The 20,193-nt window shown below is 69.6% G+C and carries 19 protein-coding genes and 2 tRNA genes; 15 read left to right on the forward strand and 6 right to left on the reverse strand.

All coding sequences use genetic code 11. The annotated features are described in order from the left end of the window. Nucleotides 1-284: 284 nt before the first annotated feature. Nucleotides 285-355: transfer RNA gene (locus DVK05_RS13960), tRNA-Gly, on the reverse strand. Nucleotides 356-472: 117 nt separating this feature from the next. Between DVK05_RS13960 and DVK05_RS13965 the strand changes: the two genes are divergently transcribed. Further along, nucleotides 473-1,912 (forward strand): M28 family peptidase, encoded by a 1,440-nt coding sequence (locus DVK05_RS13965; RefSeq protein WP_121564270.1) that lies wholly within the window; start codon nucleotides 473-475, stop codon nucleotides 1,910-1,912. Nucleotides 1,913-1,942: 30 nt separating this feature from the next. On the opposite strand, the gene nadE is transcribed toward DVK05_RS13965, so the two are convergent. After that, nucleotides 1,943-2,917: an NAD(+) synthase gene (nadE, locus tag DVK05_RS13970; RefSeq protein WP_121564271.1), complete on the reverse strand. Its 975-nt coding sequence runs from the start codon at nucleotides 2,915-2,917 to the stop codon at nucleotides 1,943-1,945. Between the two features lie 426 nt (nucleotides 2,918-3,343). Between nadE and DVK05_RS13975 the strand changes: the two genes are divergently transcribed. Next, nucleotides 3,344-3,877 carry an Rrf2 family transcriptional regulator gene (locus DVK05_RS13975; protein ID WP_121564273.1) on the forward strand — a complete coding sequence of 178 codons (534 nt, stop codon included), beginning with the start codon at nucleotides 3,344-3,346 and terminating at the stop codon, nucleotides 3,875-3,877. Nucleotides 3,878-3,899: 22 nt separating this feature from the next. Here DVK05_RS13975 and truA read toward each other — a convergent pair whose 3' ends face one another. After that, on the reverse strand, nucleotides 3,900-4,817 hold the full coding sequence (gene truA / locus DVK05_RS13980) for a tRNA pseudouridine(38-40) synthase TruA (RefSeq protein ID WP_121564275.1): 918 nt from the start codon (nucleotides 4,815-4,817) through the stop codon (nucleotides 3,900-3,902). Beyond that, complete coding sequence (locus DVK05_RS13985) at nucleotides 4,814-5,338, reverse strand: universal stress protein (protein ID WP_121564277.1); 525 nt, start codon at nucleotides 5,336-5,338, stop codon at nucleotides 4,814-4,816. The genes truA and DVK05_RS13985 overlap by 4 nt, the downstream gene beginning before the upstream one ends. 179 nt (nucleotides 5,339-5,517) lie before the next feature. Here DVK05_RS13985 and DVK05_RS13990 point away from each other — a divergent pair, with 179 nt between their 5' ends. The 10 genes from DVK05_RS13990 to DVK05_RS14035 all read left to right on the forward strand — a co-directional run bounded on the left by DVK05_RS13990 (nucleotide 5,518) and on the right by DVK05_RS14035 (nucleotide 12,302). Next, nucleotides 5,518-6,084, forward strand: coding sequence for a peptidylprolyl isomerase (locus tag DVK05_RS13990; protein WP_121564279.1), 567 nt, complete (start codon nucleotides 5,518-5,520; stop codon nucleotides 6,082-6,084). 82 nt (nucleotides 6,085-6,166) lie between these two features. After that, nucleotides 6,167-6,275 (forward strand) — tRNA-Glu (locus tag DVK05_RS13995). A gap of 87 nt (nucleotides 6,276-6,362) precedes the next feature. After that, on the forward strand, nucleotides 6,363-7,559 hold the full coding sequence (locus tag DVK05_RS14000) for a cystathionine gamma-synthase (RefSeq protein WP_121564281.1): 1,197 nt from the start codon (nucleotides 6,363-6,365) through the stop codon (nucleotides 7,557-7,559). Nucleotides 7,560-7,653: 94 nt separating this feature from the next. Beyond that, nucleotides 7,654-8,601 (forward strand): D-2-hydroxyacid dehydrogenase, encoded by a 948-nt coding sequence (locus DVK05_RS14005; RefSeq protein WP_121564283.1) that lies wholly within the window; start codon nucleotides 7,654-7,656, stop codon nucleotides 8,599-8,601. 186 nt (nucleotides 8,602-8,787) lie between these two features. Continuing rightward, a complete protein-coding gene (locus DVK05_RS14010) occupies nucleotides 8,788-9,786 on the forward strand; it encodes a phosphate uptake regulator PhoU (protein WP_121564285.1) in 999 nt (332 codons plus the stop codon). Between the two features lie 87 nt (nucleotides 9,787-9,873). Continuing rightward, complete coding sequence (locus tag DVK05_RS14015; RefSeq protein WP_053772577.1) at nucleotides 9,874-10,257, forward strand: hypothetical protein; 384 nt, start codon at nucleotides 9,874-9,876, stop codon at nucleotides 10,255-10,257. A gap of 142 nt (nucleotides 10,258-10,399) precedes the next feature. Beyond that, entirely contained in the window at nucleotides 10,400-10,681 is a 282-nt protein-coding gene (locus DVK05_RS14020; RefSeq protein WP_053772576.1) for a ubiquitin-like small modifier protein 1, read from the forward strand. Next, nucleotides 10,678-11,037, forward strand: a complete 360-nt coding sequence (locus DVK05_RS14025) for a hypothetical protein (RefSeq protein ID WP_121564287.1) — start codon at nucleotides 10,678-10,680, stop codon at nucleotides 11,035-11,037. The genes DVK05_RS14020 and DVK05_RS14025 overlap by 4 nt, the downstream gene beginning before the upstream one ends. After that, nucleotides 11,037-11,522, forward strand: coding sequence for a hypothetical protein (locus DVK05_RS14030; protein ID WP_121564289.1), 486 nt, complete (start codon nucleotides 11,037-11,039; stop codon nucleotides 11,520-11,522). The genes DVK05_RS14025 and DVK05_RS14030 overlap by 1 nt, the downstream gene beginning before the upstream one ends. Nucleotides 11,523-11,576: 54 nt before the next feature. Next, nucleotides 11,577-12,302, forward strand: coding sequence for a fumarylacetoacetate hydrolase family protein (locus DVK05_RS14035; RefSeq protein ID WP_121564291.1), 726 nt, complete (start codon nucleotides 11,577-11,579; stop codon nucleotides 12,300-12,302). A gap of 89 nt (nucleotides 12,303-12,391) precedes the next feature. On the opposite strand, the gene DVK05_RS14040 is transcribed toward DVK05_RS14035, so the two are convergent. Next, nucleotides 12,392-13,240, reverse strand: a complete 849-nt coding sequence (locus tag DVK05_RS14040; protein WP_121564293.1) for a hypothetical protein — start codon at nucleotides 13,238-13,240, stop codon at nucleotides 12,392-12,394. Between the two features lie 143 nt (nucleotides 13,241-13,383). Here DVK05_RS14040 and DVK05_RS14045 point away from each other — a divergent pair, with 143 nt between their 5' ends. From DVK05_RS14045 to DVK05_RS14055, 3 genes are all read left to right on the forward strand, one after another. Beyond that, nucleotides 13,384-14,475 carry a hypothetical protein gene (locus DVK05_RS14045; RefSeq protein ID WP_121564295.1) on the forward strand — a complete coding sequence of 364 codons (1,092 nt, stop codon included), beginning with the start codon at nucleotides 13,384-13,386 and terminating at the stop codon, nucleotides 14,473-14,475. 245 nt (nucleotides 14,476-14,720) lie between these two features. Next, a complete protein-coding gene (locus DVK05_RS14050; protein ID WP_121564297.1) occupies nucleotides 14,721-16,973 on the forward strand; it encodes an NADP-dependent malic enzyme in 2,253 nt (750 codons plus the stop codon). A 747-nt stretch (nucleotides 16,974-17,720) separates the two neighbouring features. Further along, nucleotides 17,721-18,926 carry a Cdc6/Cdc18 family protein gene (locus DVK05_RS14055; protein WP_053772570.1) on the forward strand — a complete coding sequence of 402 codons (1,206 nt, stop codon included), beginning with the start codon at nucleotides 17,721-17,723 and terminating at the stop codon, nucleotides 18,924-18,926. Between the two features lie 103 nt (nucleotides 18,927-19,029). Here DVK05_RS14055 and DVK05_RS14060 read toward each other — a convergent pair whose 3' ends face one another. After that, the gene (locus DVK05_RS14060) at nucleotides 19,030-19,590 is read right to left on the reverse strand and encodes a TATA-box-binding protein (protein WP_121564299.1); all 561 of its coding nucleotides are present in this window, start codon (nucleotides 19,588-19,590) and stop codon (nucleotides 19,030-19,032) included. Nucleotides 19,591-20,193 lie beyond the last annotated feature (603 nt).

Raw genomic sequence — 20,193 nt, forward strand, 5'->3', positions numbered from 1 at the left:
TCCGCAATCTACTATTTATAAACGACCGGCTGGGAATTTGGAAGCATTCAAGCGTCAGAATCGGGAGCTTGCGGCTCACGGGTTGTTCGCCGCAGGAATACACCGTCCGGGAGTCCCGTGAGCGGAGCGAACGGGACAACGGACGGAGCACGACCGAAGGGAGTGCACCGTCCGGGAATTGAACCGGAACCAGACGTGCTCGCTCGTTTCACTCGCTGCGCGCGTCTGATAGGGTTCAATTCCCCTGCTGATTCCTGCGGCTCACGGATTGTTCGCCGCAGGAATGCACCGTCCGGGAATTGAACCCGGGCTATTAGCTTGGGAAGCTAATGTCCTACCACTGGACCAACGGTGCTCGACTGCTGCTACCCGACCGTCCCACTTGAACGTAGCGTTTCGGCGGACGCCGGCCGGCTCCGAGTCGCGGTGCCGCGAGCCACACGCTTAAGCCCTCACCGACGCAGGCACGCTCATGACCGACGACGCAGCAGACGCGACGCGACCCGCGGCGGCCGCGGCGGTCGACCGCGCCCGCGAGCGCGCGGACGAGTTCGCCCCCGCCCTCGGCGCGACCTGGACCGACGACGAGCCGTGGCGCTTCCTCACCGACCTCACGGCGATCGGAAGTCGCATGGCCGGGAGCGAGGGCGAGCGCCGGGCGGCGGGCCTCGTCGTCAACGCCTTCGAGCGCGCGGGGCTCGCGGACGTGCGCACGGAGCCGTTCGACCTCCCGGCCTGGGAGCGCGGGTCGGCGTCGCTCGACGTGACCGTCTCGGGCCGCGACGGCGAGCCGTCGACGCGCTCGTTCGAGGCGCTGGCGCTCCCGTACTCCCCGTCGGGGAGCGTCTCGGGCGAACTCGTCGACGTGGGCTACGGCACCCCCGCGGAGATCGACGAGCGCGACGTGGAAGGGCGGATCGCGGTCGCCTCGACGACCACGCCGGAGGGGGGCCGGTTCGTCCACCGCATGGAGAAGTTCGGCTACGCGATCGACGCGGGCGCTGTCGGGTTCGTGTTCGTCAACCACCTCGACGGACAACTTCCCCCCACCGGATCGCTCACGTTTGGCGAGGAGGCCGAGGCCGTCGCGGTCGGCGTCTCGAAGGAGACCGGCGCGTGGCTCCGCGAGTACGCGGTCGGCGGCGCGAACGCCCCCGTCGGCGGCGGAGACGACGTCGCGCGCGCCGAGCTGTCGGTCGAGGCGTCGACGACGCCCGGCGAGAGCCGGAACGTCCTCGGGAGCGCCGGCCCGGACACCGACGAGCGCGTCCTCCTGCTCGCGCACTACGACGCCCACGACATCGCGGAGGGCGCGCTCGACAACGGCTGCGGCATCGCGACGGTCGCGACCGCGGCCGACATCCTGGCGGACGCCGACCTCCCTGTCGGCGTCGACGTCGTCGCGGTGGGCGCCGAGGAGGTGGGGCTGCTCGGGGCGGAGCACCTCGCGGACCGGCTGGACCTCGACCGGGTGAAGGGCGTGGTCAACGTCGACGGGGCCGGGCGGTTCCGTGACCTCGTCGCGCTCGCGCACGCCTCCACCGCGGCCGCGTCGGTCGCGGAGGCGGTGTCGGCCGCGACGCGGCAGCCCATCGAGGTCGACGCGCAGCCGCACCCGTTCTCCGACCAGTGGCCGTTCGTGCGCCGCGGCGTGCCGGCGCTCCAGCTCCACAGCGACTCGGGCGACCGCGGGCGGGGCTGGGGGCACACGCACGCGGACACGCGGGACAAGGTTGACGACAGGAACGTCCGCGAGCACGCGATGCTGATCGCGCTGCTCGTCGCCGAGTTCGCGGCGCCCGAACGCGACCTCCCGCGGCTCGACCGCGACGAGCTCGCGGCCGCGTTCCGCGAGGCCGACTTCGAGACGGGGATGCGCGCCGCCGACCTCTGGCCGGCCGACTGGGACTGATCGAGCGGCGGGGACGGGCCCGCCGACCGTTCACTCCAGGTCCGCGTCCGGCGTCGGTGCGGGGAGCCGCTTGTGCGCCGACGCGCGGTGACGCCCGAGCAGGTCCGCGACGAGTTCGCGGTCGACCGCGCCGAGGTCGGCGCCGGTCCCGGCGTCGGCCGCGGCAGGTTCGCCCTCCGCGAGCGCCGCCGCGATCCGCTCGACGACGGACTCGGGACTGAGCCCGCGGTCAACCCCGAGGTGGAGGACCGGGTCGATGACCTCGTACGGGGCGCCCAGGTCGTCCGCGTCGCGCTGTCCCGGGAGGAAGCCGGCCGTCGGCGCCTTCTCGACGACGAACTCCGGCACGTCGAGTTCGCTCGCGAGCGCCCGCACGTCGGTCTTGTAGAGGTGGCCCAGGGGGAACAGGTCGGCCGCGCCGTCGCCGTGTTTCGTCAAGTAGCCGAGCAGGAGCTCGCTCCGGTTCGCCGTGCCGCAGACGAGGCGGTCCGTCGCGTTCGCGGCGAGGTAGGCGACCGCCATCCGGAGGCGCGCGACGGCGTTGCCGGACCGCACCGGCTCGTCGTGGAGGTCGAAGCGGTCCGGGACGACGGCGCCGAACTGCGCGAACAGCGGCTGGAGGTGGACCGTGTCGTGGTCGATCCCCAGCGCTTCCGCGAGCGCCTCGGCGTCGCGGGCGTGCGGCGCGCCGATCTTGTTACACGGGAGGATCAGCCCGTACACGCGGTCCGCCCCGAGCGCCTCGACCGCGAGCGCGGCCGTCACCGTCGAGTCGAGCCCGCCGCTCATGTTCACGACCACGCCGTCGGCGCCCGCGGCGTCGACCCGGTCGGCCACGAACGACCCGATTCGGTCGCGTTCGAGCGCGGGGTCCCGGTCCGGAAGCAGCGAGGCGGGGAGGGGCCGGCCGGCTGCCGCTCCGCCGTCGCCTGACCCCGTCGCTCCTCCCGAGCGCTCGGCGGCGGCGGCATCGTCCGGGTCGAACGCTGACTCGCGGTCAGCCATCCTCGCCTCCGCGGGCCGTCCGCCCCGTCCGCTTCGTCCGCCCGCAGGAGCGTTCGGCGGCTCGGCGCGGAGCCCGGGCGCGTCTCTGCGAGCGATCGCGGGCGTCGCATTGGGATGTCATTCGTCGCCCGCCGCTTCCGGTCGCGCTGGTAAATACTTGCGGTGTAGATAATATAAGGAACTGGTACTGTTGTTAGTATCTCGTGAGGCAAAACGAAGTAAAAGACACACATACAGCCAATTATAGACGAAATATTTCAAATAATAGGATGTAGCCACCGCCCATGAGAGACAAGATGGGTATACGTAGACTTTTGCCCGAGATTCATGCTTGTTCTTGTGGGAATCTCGCGCACAATCACAGTTCTAATCATATAATGTCGTTATACACGAACATTTATTAGTCGCATCTTGTTCGGACTCACCATGTCGAAGATCCAGTTGAGTTCGAGTCAGGAACGCGTGCTCACCGCGCTCGTGAACCTCTCCGAGGGTCGAGAGGCCCCGGTACAGGGCCGCGAGATCGCGGACGCGATCGACCGCAACGCGGGGACGGTGCGGAACCGGATGGGGAGTCTCAGCACCCTCGGTCTCGTCGAGGGCGTCGCCGGGCCCGACGGCGGCTACATCCCGACCGACGAGGCGTACGACACGCTCGGCATCGAGCGCCTGGAGGACGCCGCGACGACGCCGGTCGAGCGCGAGGGCGACCCGGTCGAGGATGTCACCGTCGCGGAGATAGACCTGTCGAGCGTCGCGAACCCGGAACTGTGCCGCGCGGAGCTCGTGATCCGCGGCCCGGTCGGCCCCTTCGACGCGGGCGACCACGTGACGGTCGGGCCGACGCCGGCCACCGGGCTGCGGCTCTCCGGCGTCGTCGACGCGACGAACGTCGACGGCAACAGCCTCCTGGTCCGCGTCGACGGCATGGAGACCCCGACGGGCGGGTCGGCCGCCTGAGCGGCGCCGACGTCGGTCGCGGCTATTCCTCCTCGACCGCCGAGAACAGCTTGTCGCGGACCGCGCCGGTGGCGGACGCGGCGTGTCGCGCGTCCCGGTGTCGCTCGCCGAAGGCGACGCGCGCGCTCTCCGCGGCCTCGCGGTCGACCGCGAACGAGGCGTCGGGGTAGGTCACGTCCCACAGCACGAGCGGCTCCGGTGGCGCGGGACCGATCCCGCGGTCGCCCGGTATCGGCTCGGCGGCGAGCAGCCGGTCGATCCACGCGAGGTCGGCGGTCCCGCGGCCGACCGCGCGGGCCGCGGCGACGACCCGCCGCACGAGCGCCCGCGGGAAGCCGTCCGCCGAGAGCTCGACGACGAGCGTGTCGCCCTCGCGGGTCGCGGCCGCGTCGAGGTCGCGGACCGTCCCCGTCTCGTCGGTCGTCAGGTTGTGGAAGTCGCGTTCGCCGTCGAACCGCGCGAGCGCCTCCCGGAATCGGTCGTCGTCGACCGCGTGCTCGGGGTCTCGCCGCGCGCGGTCCGAGGCTGATTCGGCCCCGGACTCGGGCGCGTAGAGGTGGTACCGGTACGTCCGCCGGACCGCGTCGTGGGTCGCGTGGAACCCGTCGCCCACGTCGGCGGCGGCCCAGACGCGGACCGACCCCGGCAAGTGGCCGTTGAACGCGCGGGGCGTGAGCCACGTCGGCGCCTCGAAGGCGACGGTCTGGGCCACCGCCGAGACGCCCGCGTCGGTCCGGCCGGCCGCCGCGTAGCCCGGAGGCGTGGCGTGCGTCGACCCGTCGCCGCGGTCGACGATGCCGTGGTCCGCGAGCGCCTCGAGGAGCGCGTCGGCGACGGTGCGGGCGTGGGGCTGGCGCTGGAAGCCGGCGTACGCCCGCCCGTCGTACGCGACGCGGAAGGCGCGCGTGACCGTCTCCCGGTCGGTCGACGCGCCCGTCACTGGGCGTCGGACGGCTCGCGGTCTTCCGCCTCGCCGGTGTCCGCCGGGTTCGCCTCGGCTTCGTCGGGGTCGGCCGGGTCCGACTTGGCCTCGTCGGGGTCGGCCATCGGGACGGTCACTACCGGCACCGACGCGACGCGGACGACCTTTTCGGTGACGCTGCCGAGGAGGAGCCGGCGGATTCCCCGACGGGTGTGGCTCGGCATGACGACGATGTCGGCGCCGTCGTCGATGGCGTTCTCGATGACCTCCAGGGGGTCGCCGCGGACGACGCTGCCGACCGTCTCGACGCCCCTCGCCTCCAGTTCGGCGGTCACCGCCTCCACCCGTTCCTCGGCGGCCTCCGCGAGGCGGTCGGAGAACACGCCCGTCCGCGGGCCGGCGAGCGTGTCGACGGCGGTGTCGGCCGCGGAGAGGACGTGGACCGTCGCGTCGTACCGCTCGGCGAGGCTGGCCGCGTGCGGGATGGCGTCGTTCGCCTCGCCGCCGGGGGCGACGGGCAGGAGGATGTCGTCGTACATGCGTGGTGACGGAACGCCCACCCGCAAAGTCCTGTCGGCCGGGAAACCGGTCGGCGGGCCGGTGGGGAAGGCGTGGTCGGGAAGGAAGGCGGTCAGCGACGGTCGATCGAGGGGGGTTGCGGCCGGCGATCGAGCGCCGGATGGGTAGGGTTTTCCGGCGGGCGGCCCTCCCCGTGGGTATGGGACGCGACGTGTCCGACCCCGACAACCCGCAGGTAACGCTACAGACCAACCACGGCGACATCGTCGTCGAGCTGTTCGCCGACCGCGCGCCGCGGACGGTCGAGAACTTCCTCGGCCTGGCGCGACACGACCCCGCCGCGGACGCCGAGCCCGCGCCGGAGACGAACACGTGGGAGGACCCCAAGACCGGCGAGGTCCGCGGCGACTCGCTGTACGAGGGCAACGTCTTCCACCGCGTCATCGACGACTTCATGATCCAGGGCGGCGACCCGATGGAGAACGGTCGCGGCGGCCCCGGCTACCAGTTCGACGACGAGTTCCACGACGACCTCACCCACGACGGGCCCGGGATCCTCTCGATGGCGAACTCCGGTCCGAACACGAACGGCTCGCAGTTCTTCATCACGCTGGACGCGACCCCGCACCTCGACGGCAAGCACGCCGTCTTCGGGCAGGTCATCGACGGGATGGACGTCGTCGAGGAGATCGGCGCGGTGCCGACCGGCCGCAACGACGACCCCCGCGAGGCCGTCGAGATCGAGCGCGTCGAGGTCAACGAGTAACCCTCGCGGTCGGGCGTCGGACCCCTCCCCGGCGCGGGGAGTTGAGAAGAGTTAAATTGCCCCCGGCGTAATCGTCGATTGCGCTCGGTTGGTGTAGTCCGGCCAATCATGTTGGCCTTTCGGCGGACGCGGCGCCTCGGCGCCGGTTCGGAAGTCAGCCGACGACCAGGGTTCAAATCCCTGACCGAGCATCCATTCTCACCTCGCAAGCGGCGCGTCGGGATCCGCCCGCGGTCCGAAGGGGAAGAATCACCACCGTCGGTGACCGAGGGTCGAACATGAGCGACCGACCCGAGGGCAGCGACGGCAGCGGCGACGGCGACGACAGGCGGTTCGAGACCCGCGCGATCCACGCCGGCCAGGAGCCGGACCCCGAGACGGGCGCGCTGATGACGCCGATCCACGCGAACTCCACCTACGAGCAGGACGCGCCCGGCGACCACCGGGGTTACGAGTACAGCCGGACCGGGAACCCCACCCGGACCGACCTCGAAGCGAACCTCGCCTCGCTCGAGTCGGGCAGCCACGCCCGCTGTTTCTCCTCGGGGATGGGCGCGATCAACACCGTGCTCAACCTGTTGTCCGCGGGCGACCACGTCGTCGCGGGCGACGACGTGTACGGCGGGACTCACCGAATCTTGACGCAGGTGTACGACGAGTACGACATCGACACGACGTTCGTCGACACCACCGACCACGACGCGGTCCGGGCGGCGTTGCGCGACGAGACCGAGCTGGTGTGGGTCGAGACCCCGACGAACCCCCTGATGAACGTCAACGACATCGGCGCGCTCGCCGACATCGCCCACGAGGGCGACGCGCTCTGTGCGGTCGACAACACGTTCGCGACCCCGTACCTCCAGCGCCCGCTCGAACACGGCGCCGACATCGTCTCGCAGTCGCTGACCAAGTACCTCGGCGGCCACTCGGACACGATCGGCGGCGCCCTGATCGTCGACGACGAGGAGCTTGACGAACGGCTCGGCTTCTACCAGAACTCCGTCGGCGCGACGCCCGGGCCGTTCGACGCCTTCCTCGTGCTCCGCGGGACGAAGACGCTCCCGGTGCGGATGGACCGTCACTGCGAGAACGCGATGGCGCTCGCGGAGTGGCTGGAGGGTCACGACGCGGTCGACCGCGTCTACTACCCCGGGCTGGAGTCGCACCCGGACCACGAGCTGGCGGCCGAACAGATGGACGACTTCGGCGGCATGCTCTCGTTCGAGCTCGACGGCACCCTCGAAGAGGCGTCGACGGTCGTGAGCGAGACCGAGGTGTTCACGCTGGCGGAGTCGCTGGGCGGCGTCGAGAGCCTGATCGAGCAGCCGGCGGCGATGACCCACGCCGCCATCCCGCGCGAGGAGCGGCTCGCCGCCGGGCTGACCGACGGCCTCATCCGCGTGTCCGTGGGGATCGAACACGTCGACGACATGAAGGCGGACCTCCAGGCGGCGTTCGACGCGGCGCTGTCGTAGTCCGTCCGCCCGAGCCTCGGCGCGCCGCCTCCGCGACGCGGTCCGTCGCCGGTGGACTGAAATCATTTTTATCAACTCCGCCGAGACTGCCCCCATGAGCGATCCAGATGTCCTGGTGCTCCGGCAGACGATCCACGGGCTCGGGCCCGACGAACTGGCGGCGGCGATCCGCGACCGACTCCCCGACGCCGAGGTGGCGCGGGCGCGGACGCCGGCGGAGGAGCGGGAGCTGATCCGGACCGCGCGGGTCGCCGTCGGACTCACCATCGACGAACACCTGCTCTCGGTCGCCGACGACCTGGAGCTGTTCGCCTGCGTGTTCGCAGGGACGGGCCATCTGCCGCGGGACCTGCTCGCGGACCACGGCGTCGCCGTGACGAACGCCTCGGGCGTCCACGGACCGAACATCGCCGAACACGTAATCGGCTCGATGATCGCGCACGCGCGGCAGTTCCACCGGGCGTACCGCCAGCAGTCCCGCCGCGAGTGGCGCACCTACGAGACGACGGAGGTGTACGGCTCGACGGTCGCCGTCGTCGGACTCGGCGCCATCGGCCGGTCCGTCGTCGACCGCCTGGAGTCGTTCGACGTCGACACGGTCGGGGTGCGCTACACCCCGGAGAAGGGCGGTCCGACCGACGAGGTGTACGGCTTCGACGAGTTCCACGACGCCGTCACCGACGCCGAGTACGTCGTGTTGGCGTGTCCGCTCACGGAGACGACGCGGGGGCTGGTCGACGCGGACGCGCTCCGGACGATGCGGCCCGACGCCGTCCTCGTCAACATCGCGCGCGGGCCGATCGTCGACACCGACGCGCTGGTGACGGAGCTCCGGAACAACCGGATCCGCGGCGCGGCGCTGGACGTCACGGACCCGGAGCCGCTCCCGGAGGACCACCCGCTGTGGGGGCTCTCGAACGCGACGATCACGCCGCACAACGCCGGCCACACGCCCGAGTACTACGAGCGCGTCGCCGACATCCTCGCGGACAACGTCGCGCGGCTGGACGCCGGCGACGACCTGCGCAACCGCGTGGTCTGAAGCGCCGTCAAGGACGGACTTTACTCTCAAGTATATAGTACTATATACTACTAATTGCCTTCTAATACCGCTTTAGAAAACGCTGAAGATGACGGAGCGAGTCGGATCGGAGGAGTTGTCTCGTGCTCGCTGACGGAGGTATATATTTTGATCAAAATTAAGGTGGTCCGCTCCCGAGCGTGGGGTATGGAAACCCGGAAGGTCCAGGTCACCGGCGGCTCGACGTACACCGTCTCGATCCCGAAGACGTGGGCGACCGACAACGACGTCGAGGCCGGGACGGAGATCGAGTTCCACCCCGACGGCGACTCGCTGTTCCTCACCCCGCGGTCCGAGTCCGAACGGACGCGGGGGTCGCTGGACATCGCCGATCTGAGCGGTCAGGCGCTCCGGCGAGCGGTGACGACGATGTACGTCAGCGGGTTCGACGTCATCGAACTGGAGGCCGCGGAGATCACCACCGAGCAGCGCTCGACGATCCGGGACGCGGTCCAGAGCCTCGTCGGCCTGGAGGTGTTAGAGGAGACGCGCGACCGCGTCGTCGTCCAGGACCTGCTCGACTCCTCGGAGCTTTCGATCCACAACGCGGTCACGCGGATGCGGCTGATCTCGCTGTCGATGCTCGAAGACGCGATCACCGCGCTCTCGGAGCGCGACCACGACCTCGCGCGCGACGTCATCGGGCGCGACGACGACCTCGACCGCCTGTGGCTCGTCGTCTCGCGGATCTTCCGCGCCACCCTGCGGACGCCGAAGGCGGCCGACGAGCTGGGCCTCCCCCGCGAGGAGTGTTTCGACTACCACTCCAGTGCCCGGCAGCTGGAGCGGATCGGCGACCACGCGACGAAGATCGCGCACCTCACGCTGAACATCGACGAGGCACTCCCCCCGGACGTGGTCGAGGCCGTGAGCGACCTCCACGGCGACGCCGTCGACGTGATCGACGCGGCGATGGACGCGCTGTTCGACGACGACACCGAGGCCGCGACCCGCCGGGCCAACGAGGCGCGGACCGGCGTTCGGGCCATCGACGAGCGCGTGCGCTCCATCGACGAACTGCTCCGCGACCTCGACCCGACGCGGGCCCAGCTGCTCGGGCTCGTCGTCGACTCCGTGCTCCGCTCGGCCGACTACGGCGGGAACATCGCCGAGACCGCGCTCCAGAAGGCCGCGCCGACGCCGTAACCGAGCTGCTCTCGGAGCACGGTGTCGAGCGCCGCTCTCGTTGCCGGGTGAACGGGTTTTTTCAGCGCGCTCTCCCGAGGTGATCCCATGCCAGAGATCGAACTCGGCGTGCCGAAGGGCGTCGTCGAGTCGCTTCCGGAAGACGAAGGGACCGCCGAACGCGACATGCGACGCGCCATCGCGGGGATCCAGTCGCGGTTGAACGAGGCGCTCGACGAGGCGGACCCGGACGAGGCGGCCGAGGTCGTCGCCGACGCGGTCGAGCGCATGGAGTCGCAGGCGAGCACGTACCACGAGTTCGTGCCCGAACTGCGCGCGTGGGGGCAGTCGCCGATATACGCCATCGCGTGGCGGAACCTCTACCTCGAACTGATCGGCCAGCTGTACGACCACGAGTGGCTCGCCGACGACCTCGACCGCGAGCGGAACTTCCGGCTGGTCGAGGACGGGATCCGACTGTCGGACCTGTAGCGGGGTCGACCTCCGGCGGGCCGCGGACTGTGGGCCACGGATCGCCGTTGGCGCCGCGCATCCGCCGTCGTCGCCGCGCGTCCGCCGTCGGTTCGGTTCCGCGGCCGACCGCTTTTAAGCCGCCGCGACCCGACGTACGGGTATGGAACTGGAACTGCGGTTCTTCGCGACGTTTCGCGAGGCCGCCGGCGGGAAGACGGTGAACGCGGAGTTCGCCGACGGCTCCTCCGTCGGCGACGTGCTGCGCGAACTGGAGGCCGAGTACGAGGGGATGGAGGGCCGGCTGATCGTCGACGGCGACCTCGCCCCCCAGATCAACGTCCTGAAGAACGGCCGCGAGGTGCTCCACCTCGACGGGCTCGACACCCCGATGGCGGACGGCGACCGGCTCTCCGTCTTCCCGCCGGTCGCGGGGGGCGCATGACCGACGACGGCTCGGCGGTGGCAGGGGATGGCGTCGACGACGAGGCGGCGGGGGGCGACCTCCCGCCCGCCGAGGAGGGGTGGGAGCGAAAGACGGTCGCGTACCGCGGCATCTCTCGCCGCCTCGCGGCTCACTACCTCCGCAACCTCGGCGGGGAGCTGGTGGGGACCGACGACCCCGCGGCCGCGACCCGGGTTGACGGCGACGGCTGGCGAGTGACGCTCAGCGCCGAGACGGTGACCGCCGCGGCCGCCATCGAACTGACCGAGGTGACCGCCGAGTTCGCGGGCGACCCCGAGGTCCTCGCCGAGCTCCTGCCGAAGTACCGGCAGAAGGCGATGCGCGCCGGCGGGTGATGTCCGACGACGCCGACACCGGAGGGTCGGGGGACCGGGACGACCCCGAGGAGGACCCGGGCCCGTACCCGATCGAGGGGACCGCGCTGGTGAAGACGGCCGCGCTCGCGAGCGTGCCGGCCGCCCGCGTCCCGGCGCTGCTCACGCGCGTTCAGGCCGACTTGGGGCCAAGGATCGACGAGTACCGCCGGCGCTACGAGCGGATCGCGGCCGAGCCGGACCGCGAGACGTTCCTCGTCGAACCGGACCACTGGGAGGCGGTGGCCGACCGGGTCGGACTCTCCGAGCGCGAGCGCGACGCGGTCGTGCGGGCCCACGAGGCCGCGGTCGAGCGGATCGGGTCCGGGAGCGGTCGCCGGGAGGAGTTCGACACCGCGCTGGAGATCCGGTCGGGCGTCGTCATCGGCGTCGACGTGGAAAGCGGAGGGGGCGGCGACGCAGAGGCGGGAGAGAACGACAGCGAGTCGGATCCGGACCGCGACTGATCCGAACGCTGCCGTCACCGACGCCTTTTCGGAGGCCAGCGCAGACGTTCCGGCATGCGACTCGCTCGACTGCTCACGCCGGACGGTCCCGTGGCCGGCCGCTACGACGACGGCGCGGTCGTCGCGGACGACGGCCGCTACGAGGTCGGCCGCGACGGCCGACTGCTCCCGCCCTGTGACCCCAGCGCGCTGTACTGCGTCGGTCGGAACTACGCCGAGACGCTCGACCAGATGGACTACGAGCGGCCTGACGAGCCGGACTTCTTCGTCAAGCCGCCGGCCAGCCTGCTGGCGCACGGCGAGCCGATCCGGTACCCGGAGTGGACCGACGAGCTGACCTACGCCGGCGAACTGGTCGCGGTGATCGACGAGCGGTGCCGCGACCTCGCGCCCGATGAGGTGCCGGACATTGTGCGCGGCTACACGGTCATGAACGACGTCGACGCGCTCGACCAGCAGGGGCGGACCGCCCGCAAGGCGTTCGACGGCTCCGCGCCGCTGGGGCCGTGGATCGAGACCGACGTCGACCCGACGGCCCTCGATATCGAGACGACCGTGGGCGGCGAGACGCGCCAGGACGCCAACACGGAGCTGATGCTGTTCGGTCCCCGCGAGATCGTCTCGTACCTCTCGAAGCGGTTCACCTTCGAGCCCGGCGACTGTATCGCGTTCGGCAGCCCCGCGAATCCCGGTCTCGTCGAACCGGGGGAGCGCGTCGAGATCACGTACGAAGGGGTCGGGACGCTCTCGAACCCGGTGGTCGCGCCCGGCGCAGACTGACGCGCCGCGGGCGGCCGATGAGCGGCGGGGGTGGCCGTCGAGCGGCGGGCAGCCGGCCAGCGGCGGGCAGCCGGCGATTGGCGGACGGCTCAGCGGTCCGCCGGGTCGAGGTCGTCGACGCTCGCGTCGTCGATCAGCTCGGTCGCGGTCCGCAGGCTCTCCTCGTCGCCGGTTCGGACGTAGGCCCCGAGCGCCGCGGCGGCGTCGACGAGGGCGTCCGCGGTCGCGGGCGACACGTCGCCGCCGAGGGCGTCGACGCGCGTGACGCGGTCGCGGAGGCGTTCGAAGGCGTCGCGGGCGGGGGCGATCCTGTCTTCGGGATCGGATCCGTCGACAGTGACCGTCGGCGCGTCGTCGGCGTCGGTCGCATCATCGGCGTCGGTCTCGGCCCCGGTCCGCTCGGCCCCGGATTCGAGTTCGTCGAGGAAGTCGAGCACGTCGCTCCGGTAGGCCTCGACGGCGCGCACGGCCGCCATCCCTCGCGCCTCTCGGAGCGCGGTCGGGACCTCCTCGGCCGCGGGTCGGTCGCCGTCGTCCGCGCCGGCGAGCAGCGCGAGGAGGTACTCGCCGTCGGCGTCGGTCGGGTCGCGGAGCCGCTCGTAGCAGTCGACGGCCTCCAGCAGTTCGCGGGCCGCGAGGAACGTCTCGTCGAGCGGGGCGAGCCGCCCCCCGTCGATGAACCCGCGCTTCCGGCAGTACTCCCGGAGGTCGGACTGGAGCTCGTCGACGCCGGAGCGGGGGAGGGTCTCTTGGGACTCTCCGAACCGCTCGCGGTGGGGGGCGAGGTCGAGCGAGACGGGGGCGTCCGTGTGGGCGGTGCGGTCGTCGACCCCGACGCTGCGCAGGTCGCCGCAGCTCGGACACGCGACGGAGCCCGTGTCGTAGTACGACCACCGCGCGCCGCAGGATTGGCACTCGCGTTCGCCGCGGACCTTCATGGCGACCGGTTCGTCGCGTCCGCCCTAAACGGCTGCGGGTCGGTCGGCGCTCGGTGACGCGGCGGCGCGGATCAGACGCTCTCCCCTCGGACCGTCCGAGGCCAGTGACCAGCCTATTTCACGCCCTCCGTCGAACGGCCCGTATGAGCTGGCACGCCGTCGAGGCTGTCGACCGCGCCGTCCGCGTCACGCGCGGGTTCCTCTTCCCCTTCGAAGCGGTCCGGTGGGCGAAGCTCGGGTTCCTGGCGCTCGTGATGGCGGGCGGCGGCGCGGGAGCGTCGGGCGCGACGACGTCGTCTTTCGGCGGTCCCGCCGGCGGCGGCGTCGACGCCTGGAGCGACGCCGGGCCGACGGAGCCCGTGTCGGTGCCCGCGGGCGTCGAACGCGCCGCGAACGCGGGGGTCGAGCGCCTCGCCGAGGTCGACGCCGCGGTGCTGACCGGACTCGCCCTCGGAGTCCTCCTCGCGGGGATGGCCTTGTTCGCGTGTTCGATCGCGTTTCGGCTCGTCTTCTACGAGGCGCTCTCGACGACGGAGGTCGCGCTGTGGCGGCCGTTCCGCGACCGCTTCCGACAGGCGCTCGGGCTCCTCGGCGTCGCGGTGGTGAGTGCGGTCGCCGTCGGGCTTCCCGCGGTCGCGGTCGCGATTGCGCTCGACCCCGAGCTGTTGCGGTTCCTCGGCGTTTCGCTCGGGGGATTACTTGGACAGTCGTCGGTGAGCGCTCCGGCGTTCGGCGTGCTGGCCGTGATCGGAGCCACCGTCGCGCTCGTCGGGACCGTCGTCTCCAGGATCACCTTCGAGTTCGTCGCGCCGGCGATGGTCGCCCGAGACGTGGGCGTGATCGACGGGTGGCGGGCGGTCTGGGTGTCGTTCCGCGGGTCGTGGGCAGATGTCGTCGTCTACTTCGCGGTCCACCTCGTCCTCGCCGCCGGCGTCGGGATCGTTCAGGCCGCCGCCGCCGCGTTCGTCGCCGGCGTCGTCGGGGCGACGGCGCTCGTCGCGCTCCTCCTCGTGGCGGTAGCGCTCGGCGGCGTCGGGGCGCTGATCGGGACGACCGCGGGGGCGGTCGCGCTCGCGGCGGTGCTCGTCTGCGCGGTCGTCGCCGTCGTGCTCTTGACGCTCCCGGTGACGCTGGTCGTGCGGACGTACCTGACCGCGTTCGAGGTCTCGACGCTCGCCGGTATCGACCCGGATCTCGCGCCGTTGGCGCCGACGCTCGCCGCGGGCGACGACTAGGAACCGAGCGGCGAGTGAGGCGGCGGCGGTCGGGCGTCGTCGGTGGGTGATCCGAAAGAGGTCGGGTGGCTTCGGCGGGATCGGTCGGTAGCGATCGTGTGTCGTTGGAGGGCTCGGTCGGTGGTGATCGCGTACGGCCGGGGTTCTCGGCGCCGTGTACGGGTCGATCGGTGATCGTCGAACGTCGAATCGTGTACTCGACACCATCGGATAGCTTTTTACTCCGTTCACGAATGGAGAGAGACATGGGACTAGACGACGACGCGCGGGAGTACCACCGACAGGAGCCGCCCGGGAAGATCGAGATAGAGACGACGAAGCCCACGAACACGCAGCGGGACCTCTCGCTGGCGTACTCGCCGGGGGTCGCGGCGCCGTGCCGCGACATCGCGGCCGACCCCGAGTCCGTCTTCGAGTACACGGCGAAGGGGAACCTCGTCGCCGTCGTCTCGAACGGCTCGGCCGTCCTCGGACTCGGTGACATCGGCGCCGCCGCCTCCAAGCCCGTCATGGAGGGGAAGGGCGTGCTGTTCAAGCGGTTCGCCGACATCGACGTGTTCGACATCGAGCTCGACATCGACGCCGTCGACCCGTTCTGCGAGGCGGTGAAGGCGATGGGACCGACGTTCGGCGGGGTCAACCTCGAGGACATCAAGGCGCCCGAGTGCTTCAAAATCGAGGAGCGGCTCCGCGAGGAGATGGACGTCCCGGTGTTCCACGACGACCAGCACGGCACCGCGATCATCTCGGGCGCGGCGCTGATGAACGCGGTCGACATCTCGGACAAGGAGCTCTCGGAGCTCGACATCGTCTTCTCGGGCGCGGGCGCGTCGGCCATCGCGACGGCCCGGTTCTACGTCTCGCTGGGCGCGCGCAAGGAGAACATCATGATGTGCGACTCCTCGGGGATCATCACCGAGTCGCGCGTTGAGGACGGCGAGGTCAACGAGTACAAGAGCCAGTTCGCCAGCCCGGTCGAGGGCGGCGACCTCGCGGACGCGATGGAGGGCGCCGACGTGTTCGTCGGGCTCTCCGTCGGCGGGATCGTTTCACAGGAGATGGTCCGCTCGATGGCCGCCGACCCGATCATCTTCGCGATGGCGAACCCCGACCCGGAGATCACCTACGAGGACGCGAAGGACGCGCGCGACGACACGGTGATCATGGCGACGGGCCGGTCGGACTACCCGAACATGGTGAACAACGTGCTCGGGTTCCCGTTCCTGTTCCGCGGGGCGCTCGACGTGCGCGCGACCGAGATCAACGAAGAGATGAAGGCGGCCGCCGCGGAGGCGCTGGCCGACCTCGCGCGTAAGGACGTCCCGGACGCGGTCGTGAAGGCCTACGGCGACGAGCCCCTCCAGTTCGGGCCCGACTACGTCATCCCGAAGCCGCTCGACCCGCGGGTGCTGTTCGAGGTGGCGCCGCGCGTCGCTGAGGCGGCCATGGAGTCCGGGTCGGCCCGGACCGAGATCGACTTAGCGAAGTACCGGGAGCGGCTCGAAGCGCGCCTCGGGAAGTCCCGCGAGATGATGCGCGTCGTCCTGAACAAAGCGAAGAGCGACCCGAAGCGGATCGCGCTCGCGGAGGGCACCGACGAGAAGATGATCCGGGCGGCGTATCAGCTCTCCGAGCAGGGGATCGCCGAGCCGGTGTTACTCGGCGACGCGGACACCATCTCGCAGACCGCGGCGGAACTCGGTCTGTCGTTCCGCCCTGACGTCGTCGACCCCGACGACCGGGACGTCACTGACTACGGCGAGCGGCTGTACGAGCTCCGCAAGCGCAAGGGGATCACGAAGCGCGAGGCGGACGACCTCGTCAAGCGCGACACCAACTACCTCGCGAGCGTGATGGTCGAGACCGGCGACGTGGACGCGATGCTCACCGGGCTCACCCACCACTACCCGTCCGCGCTCCGGCCGCCGCTCCAGATCGTCGGGTCCGCGGCCGACACCGACACTGTCGCCGGGGTGTACATGCTCACGTTCAAGAACCGGGTCATCTTCTGTGCGGACACGACGGTCAATCAGGACCCCGACGCGGAGACGCTGGCGGAGATCACGCGACACACGGCGGACCTCGCGCGCCGGTTCAACGTCGAGCCGCGCGCGGCGATGCTGTCGTACTCCAACTTCGGGAGCGTCGACAACGAGGGGACGCGGAAGCCGCGCGAGGCGGTCGACATCCTCCAGTCCGACGACACGGTCGACTTCCCCGTCGACGGGGAGATGCAGGCCGACACCGCGGTCGTCGACGACATCCTCAACGAGACCTACGAGTTCTCCCAGCTCGACGAGGCGGCTAACGTCCTCGTGTTCCCCAACCTCGAAGCCGGGAACATCGGGTACAAGCTGCTCCAGCGGCTCGGCGGCGCCGAGGCCATCGGCCCGATGCTCGTCGGGATGGACGAACCGGTCCACGTGCTCCAGCGGGGCGACGAGGTAAAAGACATCGTCAACCTCGCCAGCGTCGCCGTCGTCGACGCTCAGGAGTAACCCGCCGAACGGGCCCGGCGAACGGAGTCCGGTGAACGACCTCGTCGGTTGCTTTTTCCGTCGTCCCTCGGCGGTTTCCAGCAGCTTCCGGGACTGAAGCGGCGTATTTCCCCCGCGCGATCCCTCTTTTCGCGCGACCGGCTCCGCGTTTCGCGCGACCGCCTCCGGGTTGGTTCTTCGCGGCTGACTCCGCGTCGTTCTCTCCGACCGACGTGTGTCGCAGTGAGAGTGACACACCGTGTTTCCGGTGAAATTGGGTGTCGTCGGGTGGGGGTGTACGGCTGGGTGGGGTAGGCGTGCGAAATCGCCGAAGTGGAATCGCGGACTTCCCACTATTCTGTCCGCTTTGAAACAACAGGTTTTATGACGCAAATGTGTGTATAGCTCGCCAAGCAAAATGAGCGAAGGCTCGCCGAGCGAAATGGGCCGTTCACCGGAAACGCGGTCTCCCCCCGTGACGAGAGTTCCGACACGACACCGTACACCGGGTTTCCGGTGAAACGTACGGAAGTGTCTCTGCCGTGTCTCGTCCTAATTCCCACTCTGACGGCCGTTATTACTTTCTGTCGCTCTTTGGGGGTCTCCTTTCCTTCATCACAGGACACCCTCCCGACTCACACCACCAACCGCTCACCCCGTTTCACCGGAAACACGGTGTGTGTCTCGACCGGTCGAACCACCCGCCGACCCGCCTCCCGCCCGGTCGCGAAACAGAACGCATTTCACCGGAAACACGGTGTCTCCCTCATGGACGCAGCGGACGACCTCTTCACGAGGGAGGACCCCATCTTCGCGAACAAGGAGCTCCTCGAGATCAGTCACCTACCCGGGGAGGGACGGATCGTCGGCCGAGACGACGAAATATCCGACTTGGCGACGGCCGTCAACCCGGCCATCTTCGGACAGAGCCCGAGCAACGTCCTGATATACGGAAAGACGGGCACCGGGAAGTCGCTGTGCGCGAAGTACGTCTCGAAACGGCTCGTCTCGACCGCCAGCGAGGAGGGCGTCACCGCCACGTTCGCCTACGTCGACTGCGCGCAGGACACCACGGAGACCCAGGCGGTCCAGACCATCGCCGAGGGCGTGAACGACCCCGAGCAGACTGGCATCAACGTCCCCGACAAGGGGCTCTCGACTTCGACCTACTACAAGCGACTTTGGCGCATCCTCGACCAGCGGTACGACGTGGTGCTGATCCTGCTCGACGAGATCGACAAGCTCGACGACGACGCGATCCTGATGCAGCTGTCCCGCGCGGGAGAGGCCGGGAAGATCACCGACTGTAAGCTGGGCGTCGTCGGGATCAGCAACAAGATCCAGTACAAAGACCGGATGGACGAGCGCGTCAAGTCGAGCCTCTGTGAACGCGAGTTCGTCTTCCCGCCGTACGACGCGAACCAGCTTCGGGAGATCATGCAGGCGCGCGCGGACGCATTTCACGACGACGTGCTCGAACCGTCGACGATACCCCGCGCCGCGGCGCTCGCCGCGCGCGAACACGGCGACGCCCGGAAGGCGATCGACATCCTCCGGTACGCGGGCGAGATAGCGCAGGCGAACGGCGAGCCCACGGTCCGCGAGGAGTTCGTCACGCAGGCGCGCGAGCGAGCCGAGACCGACCGCTTCCGCGAGCTCATTCGCGGGTCCACGCCGCACTCGCGGTACGTGCTCCAGGCGCTCGCGCTGCTGTCGCTGTCGAACGGCCGTCAGGACGGGTTCCGAACCAGCCGCGTGTACGAGATCTACGAGAACATCTGCCGACAGGAGGGGTCCGACAGCCTCTCGCTGCGGCGCGTCCGCGACCTGCTGAAGGAACACGCGTTCCTCGACATCATCGAACAGTCGAAACACAGCGGCGGCAGCGCCGAGGGGAGTTACACGAAACACCAGCTCCTCGAGGATCCGAGCGTCGTCAAGGAAGTACTCACCGAAGACGACGCCGAAACGTAACGGGACCGCACTCAGCCGCTCGACAGCGATCCACGGCCGCTCGACACCGGTCGCCGCCCGTCTCCGAGACGGCGGGAACCGAACAGACCGATCGATTCGACCCTCAGCCGAGTAGGCCGAGCCCTTCGATGCGCTCGACGATCTCCTCGACCGCTTCCTCGGCGTCGTCGGTGCGCTTGCCGCCGGTGATGACGATCTTCCCGCTCCCGAACAGCAAGATGACGACCTCGGGTTCGTCCATCCGGTAGACGAGGCCGGGGAACTGCTCCGGCTCGTACTCCACGTCTTCGAGGCCGAGACCAATAGCCAGGGCGTTGAGGTTGAGGTTGTGTCCGAGGTCCGCGCTCGACACGATGTTCTGGACGGTGATCTCCGGGTCGTCCTCGACGGGGATCTGGAGCCCGCGGAGCTTCTCGAAGATGATCCCGAGCGCGTCGTGGACGTCGTCGATACTCTTCGCGCCCGTACACACGATCTTCCCCGAGCGGAAGATGAGCGCGGCCGCCTTCGGCTCCTGGGTCCGGTAGACGAGGCCGGGGAAGTTGTCCGGGTTGAAGTCCGCACCCGGGAGGTCCTCCGCGAGCGCCTCCAAATCGAGCTCCTGACCGATACCCGTCGATGCAACAACGTTCTGAATCTCGATCGAGTCTACAGGGTTCGTCATCGTTCGCTTTTATATGTGTCCCCCTCCCTTATAAACGCCCGTGGTATAAATGACCGGCTGCCCCCGAGTTCTTCCTTCGTCGATGTTGCGCACGCGTGCGTGGCCCCGAGTCGTCGTCGGAACTATGATACAGTTCTGATATGTCTACCGGTCACGCGCTCCTCCCCAGTGGTTCGCTCCCACGGACGAGCTCTCCCCGTCGCGCCGCGTCGACGAGTCACTCGGTTGTGAGTCGCTCCATGAAACCGCATGACGTGGCGTCGATGGTTCGACGGGGTTAAGTACAACCCGGGCATTCGATGAGATGCGAGGCGCCCCCGCCGAGGGGGCACCGACCGGCCGTCGACGCGGCCGGTCGAAGCGTTCCGACGTGCTTAAGTGTATAAGCCCGTTCGGTCAAGACGCGAAGAACGCACCGCGGACTCGGGCCGTTCAACTCGGACCGGTTTCGCAGAGTCGGTTCATCCGACTCACCCGATGAGGATCACGCCCCCTGCGCTCCGGCGTAAGCGGTGATCTGATGTGAGCCGTGGTCGTTCGGTGCCATCCAAGCCGTTGGCTGGCCCGGACACCACACAGACCAATGCAATGGTGTGTCAACAT

It is taken from the genome of Halorubrum sp. Atlit-8R (assembly GCF_003666025.1).
GTDB classification, from domain to species: domain Archaea; phylum Halobacteriota; class Halobacteria; order Halobacteriales; family Haloferacaceae; genus Halorubrum; species Halorubrum salinarum.